Source organism: Metabacillus sp. Hm71, assembly GCF_051842955.2.
In the GTDB taxonomy this organism is placed as follows: Bacteria; Bacillota; Bacilli; order Bacillales; family Bacillaceae; genus Metabacillus.
Genome location: NZ_CM200278.1, coordinates 5,302,855 through 5,320,596, shown reverse-complemented (window position 1 = coordinate 5,320,596; position 17,742 = coordinate 5,302,855). Strand labels below are relative to the sequence as shown.

Sequence of the window (17,742 nt, the reverse complement as noted above, 5' to 3'; positions counted from 1 at the left end):
AATAAATTATACAATTTAATCCTGAGGTGACGGAAATGGAATTAGTAGAAATTCGACAAGAGTTAGAAAAAACAGCTAAACGTTTAGCGGACTTTAGGGGGTCTCTTTGACCTCGATATTAAGGAAGCACGCATTCAGCAGCTTGAAGGACAAATGACTGCCCCGGATTTCTGGGACAACCAAAATGCGGCACAAGCTGTGATTAATGAAACAAATGCGTTAAAAGAGATGGTAGATCAGTTCCATAACTTAAATGAAACCTATGAAAACCTGCAATTAACCTATGACCTGGTAAAAGAAGAGCAAGATGAGGACCTTCAAGCAGAGCTTGTTTCTGAACTAAAGGACCTGGTCGATCAGTTAAATGACTTTGAGCTTCAGCTTTTATTAAGTGAGCCATATGATAAAAATAATGCGATTTTAGAGCTGCATCCAGGTGCCGGCGGTACGGAATCTCAAGATTGGGGCTCCATGCTGCTTCGCATGTACACACGCTGGGCTGAGAAAAAAGGCTTCAAGGTTGAGACCCTTGATTACTTGCCAGGTGACGAAGCAGGGATAAAGAGCGTTACCCTTTTGATCAAAGGGCATAATGCTTACGGCTATTTAAAGGCAGAAAAAGGTGTTCACCGCCTCGTCCGGATCTCACCGTTCGACTCATCAGGCCGCCGTCATACTTCATTCGTATCATGTGAGGTTATGCCGGAATTTAATGAAGAAATCGATATTGAGATCCGCACAGAGGATTTAAAAATTGATACGTACCGTGCAAGCGGAGCCGGCGGCCAGCATATTAACACAACCGACTCGGCCGTACGGATTACTCACATCCCAACGAATATCGTGGTAACGTGTCAAACAGAGCGCTCACAAATTAAAAACCGTGAACGTGCGATGAAAATGCTTCAAGCAAAGCTATATCAAAAACGAATTGAAGAACAAGAAGCAGAGCTTGCCGAAATCCGCGGCGAACAAAAGGACATTGGCTGGGGAAGCCAAATCCGTTCCTACGTGTTCCACCCATATTCAATGGTAAAGGACCACCGCACAAACACCGAAATCGGCAACGTTCATGCTGTCATGGATGGCGAATTAGACCCATTCATCGACGCCTTCCTACGTTCAAAATTATCATAAAATCAAAAAAACAACCTGAGATGGGTTGTTTTTTTGTGCTGCAAAATAAATATCTAAAAGAAGTTGCTAGAAAATCACTTTAAAGTTGCAAAATAACGGTCATAAGTCTCGAATTACGTAAGAAGTGAAAAGACACTTGCAATATTTCTTCCCAACAAGCAAACACTAAACAAAAAAACAATTACTTTACCTCATTACCACGTTATTTTGCTGTTATTCACAGATGAAATAACGAATGCTATACTCATTTTTGGCATCTTGAGAAATCATATAAATAGCAAAAATGGAGGTACACATACTTATGAATGTTAGAAGGAAAAATCATCTCTCCCATCTTAAACAGGGACATCTGATTGAATACATATATATCTTGATCGGCTCATCATTCGTTGCCCTCGGTTTCAATTTATTTTTGCTGCCGAATCGGATTGCTTCAGGAGGGGTGAGTGGGATCAGCACGATTTTTGCTGTACTCTTTGGCTTTGAACCCGCCTATGTGCAGTGGTCTTTTAATATTCCATTGTTTATCGCTGGAGTGATTTTATTGGGCAAACAATTTGGCATCAAAACCCTAATTGGCACGATTTTTGTTCCGTTTGTTGTGTTCTTAACGAGAAATTGGGAACCGGCGACAATGGATCCGCTGCTAGGCTCATTATTTGGCGGAATTGCGATTGGGCTTGGATTAGGGATCGTGTTTAGAGGCAAGGCGTCAACAGGGGGAACAGATCTGGCTGCACAAATTATTCATAAGTTTACAGGGCTTTCCCTTGGGACATGCGTTGCCTTAATTGACGGATTAATTGTGTTTGCAGCAGCGTTTGTATTTGATGTGGAACGTGCCCTTTATGCACTAATAGGTTTGTATGTGACAAGCAAAACCATTGATATTGTCCAAATTGGCTTGGGACGGTCGAAGATGACAATGATCATTACGAATAAACAGCAGGAGATCCAAGAAGCAATTCTTCAAGAAATCGATCGCGGAGTAACAAGATTAACCGCACATGGAGGCTTTACAAACAATGAACGACCTGTATTAATGTGTGTGGTCGATCAAACAGAATTCACAAAGTTGAAACAACTCGTTAGAGGCATTGATCCACAAGCATTTGTTACGGTAACTGACACATCAGAAGTTCTTGGAGAAGGTTTCAAACGGGCATAGTTAGGTTATAATATCCTTGACTTTAGAAATTTGGCCTACATATCGATTAAAAGGAGGATGTTCATCGTGAAGGGAAAATTACTTGCACTATTACTTGGAACATCAGTCATTCTTGGAGCCTGCGGCGGTGCAGAGGAGCCGCAAGATGATGCTTCAGATACAAATCAAGGTGCGGAAGGTGAAACAGCTGCCGGTGATGCAGAACAAATCGTCCAGCAAAACTGCATCAGCTGCCATGGTGAAAACCTTGAAGGCGGAGCAGGTCCTAATTTAACAGAGGTTGGGGCAAAGTACGATAAAGAAGAAATTAAAAATATCATTATTAATGGACAAGGAAGCATGCCAAAAGGCATTTTAAATGAATCAGATGCTGATGTCGTTGCAACATGGCTTGCAGAGAAAAAATAACGGCTGTACTTCATAAACTTATTTAAGCAGCAATGAAAACGAGGCTGTCTCAAAAGTACTGAGATAACCTCGTTTATTATTTTAAGTGCATGACATTTGTCTTTAATTTATCTTGCAAATTTAGTCAGAAAGTTCTAAAATTTTTCATAGATAAGCAAAGCGCTTTCAAAAAATGTATACAATTTTGTCACATTATGCCAAGACCCTTCTTAAAACCCTTTTTAAAACAGGGCTTTTCCTCCACTTAATATTACTGAAATAAAATTGTAATATAAATTTAGTCACCTTTTGCCGAAATTTGATGGTATAATGAGTTTTGTAATTTAGAAGATACGGTATTTTTCTGTCTGTTCTGTCGACAATTTACGACAACGACTGACAATTTTTCGAAAAAACACAACTATTAGGTGGGTTTTTATGATTGAAATGTCCGAAGTATATAAAACATACCCAAATGGTGTTTTAGCCATAAATGGGATTGATATTAAAATAGAGCAAGGCGAGTTTGTCTATGTCGTTGGACCTAGTGGCGCCGGTAAATCAACCTTTATTAAAATGATGTACCGCGAGGAAAAACCTTCAAGCGGTAAAATCATTATAAATGGTGTTGACTTATCTACTTTAAAGGAATCGAAAGTGCCTATGTTAAGACGTAATATTGGCGTTGTATTCCAGGATTTCAAGCTGCTGTCAAAGCTAACAGTCTTTGAAAATGTGGCATTTGCCTTAGAAGTTATTGGTGAAAATCCAAAAAATATAAAAAAGAGAGTACTAGACGTACTAGATTTAGTTCAGCTCAAACATAAAGCACGTTTCTTCCCTGATGAGCTTTCAGGCGGGGAGCAGCAGCGTGTTTCTATTGCGCGTTCAATTGTGAACAATCCTGCGGTTATGATTGCCGATGAGCCGACAGGTAACCTTGACCCTGATACATCTTGGGAAATTATGAACTTATTTGAGGAAATTAATAATCGCGGAACAACGATCGTTATGGCAACACATAATAAGGAAATCGTCAATACGTTGAAAAAGCGTGTCATCGCAGTCGAGGATGGAAAGATTGTACGTGACGAAGCAAGAGGGGAGTACGGTTTATATGATTAATACTCTTGGTCGTCATTTTCGTGAAAGCTTAAAAAGTTTAGCTAGAAATACGTGGATGACGTTTGCATCAATTAGTGCAGTAACTGTGACTTTGATTTTAGTTGGTACATTTTTAGTTATCATGATGAACTTGAACAATGTAGCGGATAATCTAGAAAACGATGTAGAAATCCGCGTTCTGATCGATGTAACGGCAAATGAGGATGCACAAGCAAAGCTTAAGAGCGAGATACAAAAAATAGAAGAGGTCGATTCGATCACCTATTCGTCTAAGGAACAAGAGCTTGATAATTTAATAGAGAGTTTAGGAGAAGAAGGTGAATCCTTCGAGCTCTTTGAACAGAACAATCCATTAAACGATGTATTTATTGTAAAAGCAGCGGACCCGCAAGATACAAAAGTCGTTGCAGATAAAATTGCCAAGCTTGAAAATGCATCAAAAGTAAAATATGGACAAGAAGAAGTAGAGAAGCTATTTGATGTCATCTCTATTTCAAGAAACATTGGAATTGCTCTTATTATTGGACTTCTCTTTACAGCGATGTTCTTAATTTCCAATACGATTAAAATTACGATTTTTGCTCGTCGACGTGAAATTGAAATCATGAAGCTTGTCGGAGCTACAAATGGGTTTATCCGCTGGCCGTTCTTCCTTGAAGGATTATTCCTTGGAGTTCTTGGAGCGGTGATTCCGATTACGCTCATTATCTCTGTCTACCAATCACTATATAAATGGGCATTGCCAAAGCTTCAAGGCTCGTTTGTCGAGTTCCTGCCATTCAACCCATTTGTTTTCCAAGTATCAGCGATCCTTCTATTGATCGGTGCATTAATCGGTGTATGGGGAAGCTTAATGTCTGTCCGTAAATTCTTAAAAGTGTAAACTAGCAATCTTTTGATTGCTAGTTTGCTAGCTTTTTTTACATATAAACAAGAGTCTGGCTCAGGCTCCTTATCTAAAAGAAAAATGCTTACATAATGTATGGGAGGAGACATGATGAAAAGAAGATTAGTATCGTATAGCCTGGCCGCAGTCATTGGGACAAGCGGGTTGTTGCTTCCGTATAACAATCTTGTCTCTGCTGAATCGTTAGAGGAGAAGAAGCAGGAGATTCAAGAAAAGCAATCAAGCGTTTCGTCAAGTATTGAGAAAAAAGAAGGTGAAATTGCGAATTTAGAAGCGGAAAAAGCAAAGCTTGATGAAGAAATCAAAAATTTGGACTTCAAGGTTTCGGATACGAACGAAAAAATTAGCGAAAAAGAAGCCAGCATTGAAGAAACAAAGAAAAACATTGAAGAGTTAAAAGCAAAGATTGAAGAAGTAAAAGCTAGAATTGAAGAGAGAATGAAATTACTAGAAGAACGTGCCCGTTCCTTGCAGGAGAGCGGAGGAATGGTCAGCTATTTAGATGTGCTTCTAGGTGCTCAGGATTTTGGTGACTTAGTGAGTCGCGTAAGTGCCGTTACAACGATTGTTGAGGCTGACCAAGAGATTATGAGAGCCCATGAAGAAGATAAAAAACTGCTGGAGCAAGCAGAGGCAGATCTAAAAAGCGAGCTTAAAAAGCTGGAGGACTCTTTATCTGAATTAGAAACGCTCAAGCAGCAGTTGAATGTCCAAGTTAAACAAAAGCAAGAGCTCTTGAAGGAAGTAGAGGGCAATCATAATGAAGCTGTTCACGAAATGCATGAGCTTGAAGATGAACAAGCATTTTTGGCTGAACAGAAAAAGGCGATTGAACTAGAAGAACAACGACAAAAGGAGGCAGCAGCAAGAGCGGCAGCAGAAGCAGCAGAGGCTGCAAAAAGAAAAGCTGAAGCGGCTGCAAGTTCATCAAGTTCATCAAGCTCATCAAGCTCATCAAGCTCATCAAGCTCATCAAGCTCATCAAGCTCATCAAGCTCTACTTCATCAGAAACACCAGCTGTTACAAGCGGCGGCTTCATGTGGCCTGCATCAGGTACCTTTACATCTGGATATGGTACTCGTGTCCACCCTGTTACAGGACAAACAAAGCTGCATGCAGGTATAGATATTGCCAATAGTACAGGTACTCCAATTGTTGCGGCAGCAAGTGGAACAGTCATTCGTTCAAATTATTCAAGCAGTTATGGAAATGTAGTGTACATTTCTCATAAAATTGATGGACAAGTTTATACCACGGTATATGCACATATGAATTCCCGTCTTGTAGGATCAGGTCAATCGGTGTCTAAAGGCCAGCAAATAGGAACTTTGGGGACTACCGGCCGTTCGACAGGTCCGCATTTGCATTTTGAAATTCACAAGGGTGGATGGAATGGATCAGCAAATGCAGTGAATCCTTTAAACTATTTACCATAACGATACCCATTAAAAAACCTCTGAAAACATTTGTTTTTAGGGGTTTTTTGACGTTTTTCATATATCTTCTTAGCACCGTTCTAGCCCAGACGCTTTCGCTTTTACTTTTTTACATGATTTGTACAAGCTCCGCATATACTAAAAAAAGTCGAATCTGTTTTTGCATAAACCTGGCTACGCTGAAAAGAGGAGGTACATGATGAATCAGAAATTAACCGCATTGTTAGTCGCACTAGGCTTAGTAGTTGGCGCAGGTGGAATGTATGTAGGGATGGAGTACATAGAAATTGGTCATGATGCTCCTCAACAACAAGCTGAAGCCGTCCCGACAATGGGCGATATGTTCCATGTAGAGGATGATGCTTCCGAAATTGAGGGGTTTGATAAATTTAAGCAGGCTCTCGAGCTGATTTCTACCAAGTATGTCGAAGAAGTTGATGAGAAAGAGCTGTTAGAAGGTGCGATTCAAGGGATGCTATCAACCTTGGATGATCCATATTCGGTGTATATGGACAAAGAAACCGCACAGCAATTCTCCCAGTCCCTTGATTCTTCCTTTGAGGGAATCGGGGCAGAGGTTGGGATGAAAAACGATCACGTCACCATTGTTGCTCCATTTAAAGGCTCTCCTGCTGAAAAGGCAGGGCTTCAACCGAATGATCAGATTGTCAGCATAAATGGTGAAAGTGTTGAAGGTCTTGATCTGCATCAAACTGTGTTAAAAATCCGCGGCAAAAAAGGTACAAAAGTTGCGATCGAGGTTGTTCGTCCGAATTCCCGTGAAAAGCTCACCTTTACTGTCGTTCGTGATGAAATTCCGCTTGAAACGGTTTTTGGCTCGATGAAGGAGTATAAAGGGAAAAAGGTCGGGTATATTCAAATCACCTCGTTTTCTGAAAACACTGCAAAGGACTTTGAAAAGACTTTAGCAAAGCTTGAAAACGATGATTTGGAGGGTCTTGTTTTAGATGTCCGCGGAAATCCTGGCGGCTACCTTCAAAGTGTTGAGGAAATTTTGAAGCAATTTGTGACAAAGGATCATCCATATATTCAAATTGAAGAGCGCAGCGGTGATAAAAAGCGTTATTTTTCCACTTTATCGAAGAAAAAAAGCTATCCAGTATCTGTGCTAATCGATAAAGGCAGCGCATCTGCTTCGGAAATCCTTGCTGGCGCTTTAAAAGAGGCTTCCGGCTATGAAATTGTCGGTGTGACCTCATTTGGTAAAGGAACTGTTCAGCAGGCGGTGCCAATGGGTGATGGCAGCAACATTAAATTAACACTTTACAAATGGTTAACACCAGATGGGAATTGGATCCACAAAAAAGGTGTTGAGCCGACCGTAAAAGTAGAGCAGCCAGAGGTCTTTCAGGCAAGCCCGGTTCAAGTGAAGGAAAGCCTTGAGCCTGATATGAATAACGAACAGGTGAAAACTGCTCAAGTTATCTTAAAGGGGCTTGGCTTTGAACCTGGCCGAGAAGATGGCTATTATAGCAAGGAAACAGCAGCTGCGATAAAGGAATTCCAAGAAGAAAATGAACTGCCGATAAGCGGAAAAATCGATCTGCAAACAGCAGATACACTCAATCAAAAAATCAAAGAATACAAAGAAAACGAAAAAAATGATCTTCAATTAAAAACGGCCATAAAGGCATTGTTTACTAAATGAAATGATGGGAAAGTCCCTCACTGTTATTAAGCGGTGGGGGACTTTCCTTATTTTGTTTTGTGTTAGGGACGTAAAATCCCACACAATTCCGAATTAGTATAATGGTAAGAGATATGAGATGACGTACTGCCTGGAATGATGATAGGTAGAGAGGCCTAAGTAAATAGATTAGATTAGAGGAGAAGAACGGGGGGTTACAGCATGAAAAAGTCCAGTTACCAAAAGGAACAGGTTTATCAAGGCTTACTATCTGAATTGAGCGAAAAACATCTAGAAGCTCAATCCTATGCAAGTTTTAGCAAATGGATTCGATTATTCTGTATGTACCTGGCAAATTATACGTCCATAAAAGAAATTGACCAGGTCGATGAAGCATGTGTTCAAGAGTACTTTTCCTATTTAATTAATAATCATAAGCGGTTGTCGCTTAGTTTAACAGATATAAAGAAGTCGATGCAAATGATTGAAGAGCTTTTACAAATAGAAGTAGACAGTTCATTAAGTGATTTTTCTCTATCAAATATGAGTCTATGGAACAACTTAAAATAAGCATACTCAATTCCTCATTGAGATGGTAAAATATGAGTAACTTATAGATATGCGTAGAAACAGTAAGGTGGGGTTCTGTTTTGATTGATAATTGGTTGCTTGAGTTGCTTTGGGCTGTTGGACGCTTCTTTATTCATCCACTCTTTTATTTGTTCTTCCTCTTAACACTAGCATACGGTTCGATTCGTATAAAACGGGAAAGGAAGTCTTTTCATATACGTGTTCATGACATCTATGATGAAATGAAATTCACCTATACAAAGGGTTTGATTGCAGGGGGCATCGCATCACTCGTCCTGTTTGGGATCGGCTTAAGCTTGCCCTTTGGCACCATACTTTTATTAACGATTGTGACAGCTGTTTTAGGGTTAACGTGTCGGATGCGGTGGCTTTCCCCTGCATTTTCAATCGGTATCACCCTTTTTGCAGTCGCGATCATCACAAGTGGACAAGTTGATACGCTTGAAGCGTTTTTTGTAGGAATAGCGGAAACAAACTATGCTTCACTAAGCCTGTTAGCAGGTCTTATGATCATTGCAGAAGGCTTTTTAATTCAGCGTACGGCACATAAACATACATCACCATTTATAAAAACAAGTACAAGGGGTTTACCAATAGGTACCCATGAAGCAAATCGCACATGGATGCTGCCATTGCTATTTCTTGTACCAGGTGGCCAGCTTACCTCATCATTGCCATGGTGGCCTGTCCTAACGATAAATGGAGAAACATTCCTATTAATGTTTGTTCCATTTTTCATCGGCTTTCAACAGCGAGTACAAGGTTCGCTTCCACAGGAAAGTATTCAAGTTACGGGAAAACGTGTGATTTGGCTCGGAGTTGTAACATTAGTTGTTTCGGTTATCAGCATTTGGTTTACCGTTGCTGCTTTTCTTGCACTCATCATGGCCATCGCCGGGCGTGAATTTATTACCATTCGTCAACGGATCAATGACGATTCCGCCGCATTTTTCTTTTCAAAACGAGATAATGGCTTAATGATCCTGGGAATCCTTCCACAATCTCCGGCAGAAAAAATGAATCTTCAGGTCGGTGAAATGGTAATGAAGGTAAATGGTGATAGTGTAAAAACTGTTGAGGAATTTTACCAATCGCTTCAAAAAAATGGCGCGTATTGCAAGCTTGAAGTCATCGCCCTTAACGGAGAAATCCGCTTTGTGCAACGGGCACTTTATGAGGATGAGCATCATGAGCTTGGGATTCTGTTTGTTCAGGATGAGAAGAAATGGGAGACAGAGGCGGTTTAGTTTGTAAATTTTCAAAATCCCGTGGAATATGTTCATCATTTTCCGGAATGAATTTTCATAATCCTACAGAATGGTAAATTATATAAAAGTAAAAGTCTAACTGAATAATTTTTAGAGAAACGATTTATTCGTTTCTCTATTTTTATATAGAATGGAATAAAAAATTAGCCTCTAAGATGTTTTTTGAAATCAAAGGCTGCTGAAGGTGGCTCATACTTATTGAACTCTAGCAACCCATTAGTTCAAATCCGACGACTATTCAAGTATTAATTTCTATTGTACTTTTTATAATCTTTAAAGACTTTTTCGGGATTTCCTATCATGATAGTCTTCCCATAGTGGGCCGATGTATTTTTCTAATGTTTTAACAATAACATCTCTTTGGCTCTCTTCGATATTTCCAATATCGTTTGCAATATCATTTCTGACTCGTATGAGCACATATAAAGGGGGAAAGTCAGTCTCACGGAAAGCCTTAATCAGTGCTTCTTCTTGTGGTGTAATATACATTAAGCATTCTCTTCCTTTCCAGTTAGATTATAAACAACTCTTAGATCATTAGGAACCGGCTTGAGCATGTATCGAACGATACACTTCCGAATACTTTAGCGATCCAGACGTTCTCGAGATAATCTCATTCCGTTAGGGTCAAGTGAAAATAAGTGATGACTAATGTAGCACTAAATGATCTACTTAATTCGTCTGGAAATTGGATGATCTTCATTAAACTCCAGAAGGTCCCACAAATTACCGTATAAATCTTTAAATACAGCAACCTTTCCATATGATTGCTTTTTGGGTTCTCTAACAAATTCTATTCCTCTTGAGACCATTTCATTATAATCTCTCCAAAAGTCATCGGTACTTAGAAAGAGAAACACCCTACCACCCGTTTGGTTACCAATAAATGGTTCTTGTTCAGGTTTCGATGCTCTTGCAAGTAAAATTGTAGTGCCAGCCGAGCCTGGAGGAGATACTACTACCCATCGTTTATCTTGCTCGGGCTGGTATGTATCTTCAACTAAAGAAAAATTTAGCTTTTTTGTATAAAACTCTAATGCCTCATCATAATCTCTTACAACTATAGCAATATGAACAATGGATTGAATCAAAAGGAAATCAGCTTGTTCTTTTTTTTGCGGGGTATTAGAATTTATTGACTCCCATTCTTTAGGATTCGTATCATCTGGGACTACACCATTGATAATATCAAGGTAGTGATTTGCTTTTTCTTCCATATATTTAGCTCTTTGTTTTGCCTCATCTAACTGAGTCAGAGCGATGGCTTTTTGTTTCATAATGATATCATAGCGTTCATGAATGGTAGAACGTCCTTCCAAACACAGGTCTACATAGGATTTAATGTCTTCCACTGACATACCACATTGTTTTAGATATTTAACACCTATAAGCCAACTGATTGATTCTTCATCAAAAAGTCGATTATTGTTTTTGTCTCGCTGTACACTTGGAACTAATCCTTTATCCGTATAGAAACGAACGGTATGTTCAGTCAGATCAAGTAGCTTGGACACTTCCTTCACAGTACGCATTTTAACCACTTCCTAAAAATTTTTCATTAAAACTTTTTAAAATCCCTTGCCTTCGTGTTGCTCGAAGGTGATAGGATTATCATAGTTCAAGTTACTGAAATTGTAAATCACCATAGAGGCCTAAATGGGATAAAATCAGTAATTTAAAATATTACATTTAAAATACAGGAGGAATTATATATGCATAAAGTAATTTTAAACAACGGTGTTGAGATGCCTATTCTTGGCTTTGGTGTATATCAAATTGAAGATCCAAACCTATGTGAACAGGCAGTTTATGATGCCCTTATGGCAGGTTATCGCTTGATTGACACAGCAGCAGCTTATATGAATGAAGTAGCAGTAGGCAGAGCTATCAAGCGAAGTGGTGTCCCAAGAGAAGAAATATTTATTACGACAAAACTTTGGATACAAGATGCAGGTTATGAGAATGCCAAGAAAGGATTCGCAAAATCACTGGAACGATTACAAGTAGATTATATCGATTTGTATTTAATCCATCAGCCATTTGGGGATGTATATGGTTCTTGGCGTGCGATGGAGGAATTGTATCGTGAAGGTAAGATTAGGGCGATTGGAGTCAGCAACTTCTATCCAGACCGTCTGGTGGATTTGATTGATCATAATGAAGTAGTTCCAGCAGTAAACCAGGTTGAAACTCATCCTTTTTGCCAACAAATAGAAAGTCATAACCTTATGAAAGAGAACAATGTTCAGATTATGTCCTGGGGTCCGTTTGCCGAAGGAAAAAATAACATGTTCCAAAATGAAGTATTAGCATCAATATCTGAAAAATACAATAAATCTGTTGCCCAAGTGATTTTACGCTGGTTAATACAAAGAGAAGTAGTCGTGATTCCAAAGTCAGTTCATAAAGAAAGAATCATTGAAAACTTTAATATCTTTGACTTTGAATTAAGTAAAGAAGATATGGAGACTATTGCTACTTTAGATACGAAAGAGAGCGTGTTCTTTTCACATAGAGATCCTGAATTTGTAAGATGGCTTGGTAACGTTAAATTTGATGTTTAATGTTATTTATCACTGAAAAACCGAATTTCCAAATTTGGAAATTCGGTTTTTCCCTTTTGAAGACATTAATATTAAGGGGGAAAAAAGCAATGAGAAAGAATTTCAGGAACAAATCAATCAATGATACTTTTATAAAAGAAGCTAACTGCTCTGCAGTTGTAGTTGGTGCGTCGCTTTCTGGACTAATGACAGGGATTGCTCTTTCACGAGCTGGACTGAAGGTTACTATTTTAGAGAGAGCTGGGGCGAAACCACGTAGTGGTGCTGTTCTTCAAGTTGATAGTGGGGAAATTGATCGAACAAAAACAGCTAAATTCTTGAGAAAACTTGCTTCTGGTGGAATTAGGTCGGCTGAGGCTTGGTCATCTATACAGTTTCGATTACGCACAGAAGCCGAAGCTGATTCCAGAATTGACTTACGTTATGATAAGCGTGTTCAAATTGTTAATCAGGATGAGAACTCTGCTTGGGTTGTGACGGATAAGGGTGAAACATTCCACGGAGATATTTTGATTGGTGCTGATGGTCACCGTAGTATTGTGCGACGTTATGTTTCACCGCATAAACCGAACGCCACTTTTGCGGGATACTTGATATGGGTAGCTATTGTAGATGAGAAAGACATACCTGAAAAACACCGACCTAGCCTCAATGCCCCGAAGTTTACTATGCCAGATGGTATCGGTGACTTTTTACTGGGTTCCATTATTGCTGGAGCAGACGGTTCTACAGCTCTAGGAGATCGACGACTGGGATGGGCTTGGTACGATAACACTCAAAATGATTTGTTACGTCGTCTTGGATGTGTTGAAGGAGACGTTGTGCAATATTCGCTTCATGCACCTGACATCCCTGAACAGACATTGATTGAGCTAGCTGAAAAGGCTTCTGATAGATGGGCTCAACCTTGGTTGGACGCAATCCTCCATAGTATTCAAACACGTAATCTTATCGGAACACCGATTGCTGAGTACGTTCCTGAAAATCTAGTGAAAGGACGTATAGCAATCGTTGGAGATGCTGCACATCTACCTACACCACTAACTGCGTCAGGATTTAATGCTTCCTTACAAGATGCTTCTACCTTAGCTGAATGTGTTGCAAAGGGGATACAAGGAACTGGAGCATCTGAGGCTCTTCTGGAATATGAGTCTTTCCGTCTAAAAAATGCACGTCAAATTGTGCAATCTGGACAATCTTTTAGTCAATCATTTGGACGATAAATGTGGAGTATACAGCATACGATAATTTGTGAAGCATTACACTTAAACTATCTGGCTTCAATAATGATCTTCAACAATCAAGCGCGATTGTGGCATAATGATTGTTTTTTTAAACGACTTTATTGTTACTTCCATGAGTTCTTATTCGGCAATTGTACCAAAAATTAAACGGCTTTATTTTTACACCGTCCATTTGCGGACGGTGTAATTGCAGCTTTGAAATAAAGTTGCACCGTTTTAAACAAAGTTTGATCAAAAATCCTGTATTGCAGGATTTTTTTCTATACAACAAAGGGCCAGATTGTCGTATAACGGATGATGAATATTTTGCTAAAGTAGAAAGGGTTTTTGAAGGCGTGTTAATAACCTTTAGGGTAGCTCAATAAAAAACAAATTAGGTGTAATGATAATGTAAATTGGTGTATAGTAAAAAGAAAAATTTTCCTTTATATCTAAGGGGTGGGAGGATGCTATGGAAAAGATAGAATATAAATGGGTAAAACAAACACGTCAAATTTTATTAGACCAGTGTAGAGAATTGAATGAAGATGAATTTACTAAAGAGTTTGAATTTGGTTTTCAGAGCATTAGAGATTCTTTAGTTCATGTGGCAGGTTGCTATCATGCTTGGCTAGGTTCTTTTGTGCTAACACAAACATCATCTCCATTATTAACGAAGGAAGTAATTAATAATATGAAGGTAGATGATATTAAACGCTATTTTAAACAAGCTGATGAATATGTAGAGAGTGTATTTGAACAATTCAAAAACAAATTTGATGAGTTTATCGAAAAAGAGCCTTCTTGGAGAGCAGGCAGTGGGCTTATAAGAAAAACGCCACATCAATTACTAATCCATTCAATTACTCATGAATCACATCATAAAGGGCAAATTGTCGCAATGCTACGTCTACTTGGTCATATACCTAAAAATACAGACATATTGGGGTTGCCTGAAAAGGAATTCGCTAAATAATAAGGAAGTCTTCCACATTCGGGCGAGATTGTTTAACAGGAAGGAAATGATCCTACATATTTACATTTAATTTAATATGTACTAAAAATGGGGAAGTATTTTTTCTGGAAGTTTATGAATAATTGTGGAACAATTGATGATTTTTTCAAGTCATTCCGGAGAATTATCAAAAAAGTTGAAAATTACACATTAATATTACCATGTTCCATTCCGAAAGATTATGAAAAATTACATAGTTGTAAATTTTCATATCCTGAAGCAAGTTAATAGGATGGCTTTTTGTTTTAGGAAGGTTTGCCTCATACTCAGGCTCCTGATTAAATATTTAGGAAAAAAGATATTGGGGGTTTTTTCTGCTTTAGTTATTTTTTTGAATCGCCTCCTTGTTACCAGCGATATAGAGAACATAATGAAAACCTGAATGGTTTGAAACAGAATAGGTGAAATTAAGCTATATATGAAAAGGAGGGGTTTTTGAACATGTTCAATCGAATTGAAGCATTGAGAAACAACCTTCCAGAAGGACACAAAGATATTGCTGTATTAACCCGGCATATATTTGAGGCGTTTGATAAGTTAATTGAAGAACACAGAAGATTGATGGGGATCAGTTCTACTGCAAAAATTAAGCCAGATCCAATTGAAGAAAGAACGTTCTTTGAAACGATAAATGAAGTAAAGAAAATCATCCTTTCAGAGTTAGAAAAAACAACCGCAGACATTGAACATCTTGGTGATAAGCATTGGGAGAAAAATTATAAAGACGGCATCGAATAGCTGTCTCAAAAGGTACAGTTCCTTTTGAGACAGTCCTTTAAGCTGTTTGGATGTAGAACAGAACCAATTTTCATAAAAAACGATAAGAAATATTATTGACAATGAAGAATAATTGTAATATTATTATCTCGTATTCGAGATATTTTATATCGAGATTATTGGATTTAATCAATTTTGGAGGTGGTTCATTAAGAAGTTGACTGTTGAAGCTTTGTTGTAAAGATGGGTTAGGTACTTTGCTTAGTTGAAATAATAAATCATTTTTATTAAACGTATATCTCGAATTCGAGATAAAACCAAATAGGAGGAATGAAAATGTTGAATATTGGATTATTAATTATTAGACTTGTTATTGGAGTAATATTCATTGGTCACGGTGCACAAAAATTGTTTGGCTGGTTTGGCGGTTATGGATTAAAAGGAACTGGCGGCTGGTTTGAATCAATTGGTATGAAACCAGGAGTAACGATGGCTCTTTTTGCAGGCTTGGCTGAACTTATTGGAGGACTATTGTTTGCATTAGGATTCTTAACTCCACTTGCAGGAATTATCATTGCAGGAACGATGGTGATGGCAATTGTGAAAGTACATGGTCAAAACGGATTATGGGCAACAGCAAATGGATATGAATATAATTTAACCTTGCTGGCGGTTGCAATAGGAATCGCTTTAATAGGTGCTGGTCAGTACAGTGTAGATGCTTTTTTATTCTAAATTATCTTGAAATCGAGACAATTTGCCAACTGTGAAACTGAAGATAAGAGAGGCTGCAAATGGGCAATATATAGAATCAAGTGCATTTGCAGTCATTATGATACTTGGTGATAAAAAGCTTTTCACCAATTAATAGGCGAAAACCACGAGGATTATTTGTTACTTATATAGAATTCAATTAAAAGGAGTGAAAAAAATGAGCAAAAAAACAATGGGTATTCACCACATTACGGCAATTGTAGGACATCCGCAAGAGAATGTTGATTTTTATGCAGGTGTGTTAGGTCTGCGTTTAGTGAAACAAACGGTTAATTTTGATGATCCAGGCACATACCATCTTTATTTTGGTAATGAAGGAGGAAAGCCAGGAACAATTATTACATTTTTCCCATGGGCAGGAGCTCGTCAAGGAACGATAGGAGACGGTCAAGTTGGTGTTACCTCTTATGTTGTTCCAAAAGGAGCGATGGAGTTCTGGAAAAAAAGACTGGAATCCTTCCATATTCCTTTTACTGAAATGGAGCGCTTTGGCGAAGGATATTTGGAATTTGATGATCCTCATGGGCTTCACTTGGAGATTGTTGAAAGAGAAGTAGGGGAAGGTAATCCATGGACGTTTGGAGGAGTAACGCCTGAGGTAGCGATTAAAGGCTTTGGCGGTGCTACTTTATTATCAACCCAGCCTGAAAAAACCGCTGAATTGTTAGAAAACATCATGGGACTAGAATTAATCGGCAAAGCAGGAGATTTTGCCCGATATCGTTCTTTAGCGGATATTGGCAATATCATTGATTTAAAATTAACCCCAATAGGACGCGGAACAATGGGTGTCGGAACCGTACACCATATTGCATGGCGAGCGAAGGATAATCAAGACCAATTGGAATGGCAAAAATATATTGAAGAAAATGGTTATGGGGTAACCCCTGTGAAAGATCGAAACTATTTTAATGCCATTTACTTCAGAGAACGTGGGGAAATTCTCTTTGAAATTGCGACAGATCCTCCAGGTTTCGCCCATGATGAATCCGAAGCAACGATGGGCGAAAAATTAATGTTACCTGAACAGTATGAACAGTTTAGAGGGCAGATTGAACAAAGTTTACTGCCATTTGAGGTTAGAGAATTAAATGAATACGTAAAGGAATGATTGCGTTGCTATCTATTGACCCTGCTAAAAATACTGAAAGAGAAAATTATAAATTTCTAATCGGAAGCATCATCCCTAGACCGATTGCCTTTGTCACAACACGTTCAGAGGATGGAGTTTTAAATGGGGCACCATTTAGCTATTTTAATATCGTTTCCTCAAATCCTCCGATGATTTCCTTATCCATTCAGCGGTCAGGAGGAAGACAGAAAGATACAGCAAGAAACATCATCAATTCAAAAGAATTTGTGATTCATATCGTTGATGAACAAAATGTTGAAAAAGTAAATAAAACAGCTGCTAGTCTTCCTCCTGATCAAAGTGAAATCGAGTTAGCAAAATTAACGCCAGTTGAAAGCGAGAAAATTTCGGTGCCAGGGGTAAAAGAAGCAAAAATCCGAATGGAATGTACTTTAGAGCATTCTTTAGAATTGGGAGGTTCGGATACACCTGGCTGTGATCTTATGATTGGAAAAGTTGTTCAATTTCATATTGAAGAGAACCTTTATGAAAAAGGAAGAATCGATCCAAAGGGCTTAGCAGCTGTGAGCCGATTAGCGGGTACAAACTATGCGAAATTAGGAGAGATTTTTTCCATAGAGAGACCTAATTAATGTTATAAACAGAAGCATGAAAAGTATGGAGACGTACGCAGCACAGGGTATCTACA

At 38.6% G+C, this 17,742-nt stretch carries 18 protein-coding genes and 1 pseudogene; 16 read left to right on the top strand and 3 right to left on the bottom strand.

The genetic code is table 11. The features are described from left to right. Nucleotides 1–35 precede the first annotated feature (35 nt). The 9 genes from prfB to ACSVDH_RS26115 all read left to right on the top strand — a co-directional run bounded on the left by prfB (nt 36) and on the right by ACSVDH_RS26115 (nt 9,647). A protein-coding gene (prfB, locus tag ACSVDH_RS26155) for a peptide chain release factor 2 (protein ID WP_299093536.1) occupies nt 36–1,137 on the top strand; the annotation gives its coding sequence in 2 pieces (ribosomal slippage) (nt 36–107 and nt 109–1,137; 1,101 coding nt in all). Between the two features lie 301 nt (nt 1,138–1,438). Then, on the top strand, nt 1,439–2,305 hold the full coding sequence (locus ACSVDH_RS26150) for a YitT family protein (RefSeq protein ID WP_299093538.1): 867 nt from the start codon (nt 1,439–1,441) through the stop codon (nt 2,303–2,305). Nucleotides 2,306–2,371: 66 nt separating this feature from the next. Next, the gene (gene cccB, locus ACSVDH_RS26145) at nt 2,372–2,713 is read left to right on the top strand and encodes a cytochrome c551 (protein ID WP_439250378.1); all 342 of its coding nucleotides are present in this window, start codon (nt 2,372–2,374) and stop codon (nt 2,711–2,713) included. 417 nt (nt 2,714–3,130) lie between these two features. Further along, a complete protein-coding gene (ftsE, locus tag ACSVDH_RS26140) occupies nt 3,131–3,817 on the top strand; it encodes a cell division ATP-binding protein FtsE (RefSeq protein ID WP_299093542.1) in 687 nt (228 codons plus the stop codon). Then, nucleotides 3,810–4,700 carry a permease-like cell division protein FtsX gene (ftsX, locus tag ACSVDH_RS26135; protein ID WP_439250590.1) on the top strand — a complete coding sequence of 297 codons (891 nt, stop codon included), beginning with the start codon at nt 3,810–3,812 and terminating at the stop codon, nt 4,698–4,700. Before ftsE ends, ftsX begins: the two co-directional genes overlap by 8 nt. 114 nt (nt 4,701–4,814) lie before the next feature. Further along, nucleotides 4,815–6,161 (top strand): murein hydrolase activator EnvC family protein, encoded by a 1,347-nt coding sequence (locus tag ACSVDH_RS26130; RefSeq protein ID WP_439250377.1) that lies wholly within the window; start codon nt 4,815–4,817, stop codon nt 6,159–6,161. Between the two features lie 199 nt (nt 6,162–6,360). After that, entirely contained in the window at nt 6,361–7,830 is a 1,470-nt protein-coding gene (locus ACSVDH_RS26125) for a S41 family peptidase (protein ID WP_439250376.1), read from the top strand. Nucleotides 7,831–8,031: 201 nt separating this feature from the next. Then, a complete protein-coding gene (locus tag ACSVDH_RS26120; protein WP_439250375.1) occupies nt 8,032–8,379 on the top strand; it encodes a swarming motility protein SwrAA in 348 nt (115 codons plus the stop codon). Nucleotides 8,380–8,459: 80 nt separating this feature from the next. Then, nucleotides 8,460–9,647, top strand: a complete 1,188-nt coding sequence (locus tag ACSVDH_RS26115) for a PDZ domain-containing protein (protein WP_439250374.1) — start codon at nt 8,460–8,462, stop codon at nt 9,645–9,647. Between the two features lie 294 nt (nt 9,648–9,941). Here the strand turns inward: ACSVDH_RS26115 and ACSVDH_RS26110 are convergent, their stop codons facing one another. The 3 genes and pseudogenes from ACSVDH_RS26110 to ACSVDH_RS26100 all read right to left on the bottom strand — a co-directional run. Beyond that, nucleotides 9,942–10,157, bottom strand: a complete 216-nt coding sequence (locus ACSVDH_RS26110) for a hypothetical protein (RefSeq protein WP_439250373.1) — start codon at nt 10,155–10,157, stop codon at nt 9,942–9,944. 179 nt (nt 10,158–10,336) lie between these two features. Next, entirely contained in the window at nt 10,337–10,759 is a 423-nt protein-coding gene (locus tag ACSVDH_RS26105) for a VOC family protein (RefSeq protein WP_439250589.1), read from the bottom strand. A gap of 249 nt (nt 10,760–11,008) precedes the next feature. Continuing rightward, a pseudogene (locus tag ACSVDH_RS26100) lies at nt 11,009–11,200 on the bottom strand (MerR family transcriptional regulator); the annotation flags it as partial. 180 nt (nt 11,201–11,380) lie between these two features. Here ACSVDH_RS26100 and ACSVDH_RS26095 point away from each other — a divergent pair. The 7 genes from ACSVDH_RS26095 (at nt 11,381) to ACSVDH_RS26065 (ending at nt 17,686) form a co-directional block, all read left to right on the top strand. Continuing rightward, nucleotides 11,381–12,232 (top strand): aldo/keto reductase, encoded by an 852-nt coding sequence (locus tag ACSVDH_RS26095; RefSeq protein WP_439250372.1) that lies wholly within the window; start codon nt 11,381–11,383, stop codon nt 12,230–12,232. A 56-nt stretch (nt 12,233–12,288) separates the two neighbouring features. Continuing rightward, entirely contained in the window at nt 12,289–13,455 is a 1,167-nt protein-coding gene (locus tag ACSVDH_RS26090; protein ID WP_439250371.1) for an FAD-dependent monooxygenase, read from the top strand. Nucleotides 13,456–13,927: 472 nt separating this feature from the next. Next, nucleotides 13,928–14,431, top strand: a complete 504-nt coding sequence (locus ACSVDH_RS26085) for a DinB family protein (protein WP_439250370.1) — start codon at nt 13,928–13,930, stop codon at nt 14,429–14,431. Between the two features lie 480 nt (nt 14,432–14,911). Further along, entirely contained in the window at nt 14,912–15,208 is a 297-nt protein-coding gene (locus ACSVDH_RS26080) for a hypothetical protein (protein WP_439250369.1), read from the top strand. A gap of 315 nt (nt 15,209–15,523) precedes the next feature. After that, nucleotides 15,524–15,922 (top strand): DoxX family protein, encoded by a 399-nt coding sequence (locus tag ACSVDH_RS26075; RefSeq protein WP_439250368.1) that lies wholly within the window; start codon nt 15,524–15,526, stop codon nt 15,920–15,922. 196 nt (nt 15,923–16,118) lie between these two features. Continuing rightward, entirely contained in the window at nt 16,119–17,072 is a 954-nt protein-coding gene (locus ACSVDH_RS26070) for a ring-cleaving dioxygenase (RefSeq protein ID WP_439250367.1), read from the top strand. Between the two features lie 5 nt (nt 17,073–17,077). Beyond that, nucleotides 17,078–17,686, top strand: a complete 609-nt coding sequence (locus tag ACSVDH_RS26065; protein WP_439250366.1) for a flavin reductase family protein — start codon at nt 17,078–17,080, stop codon at nt 17,684–17,686. Nucleotides 17,687–17,742: the final 56 nt, after the last annotated feature.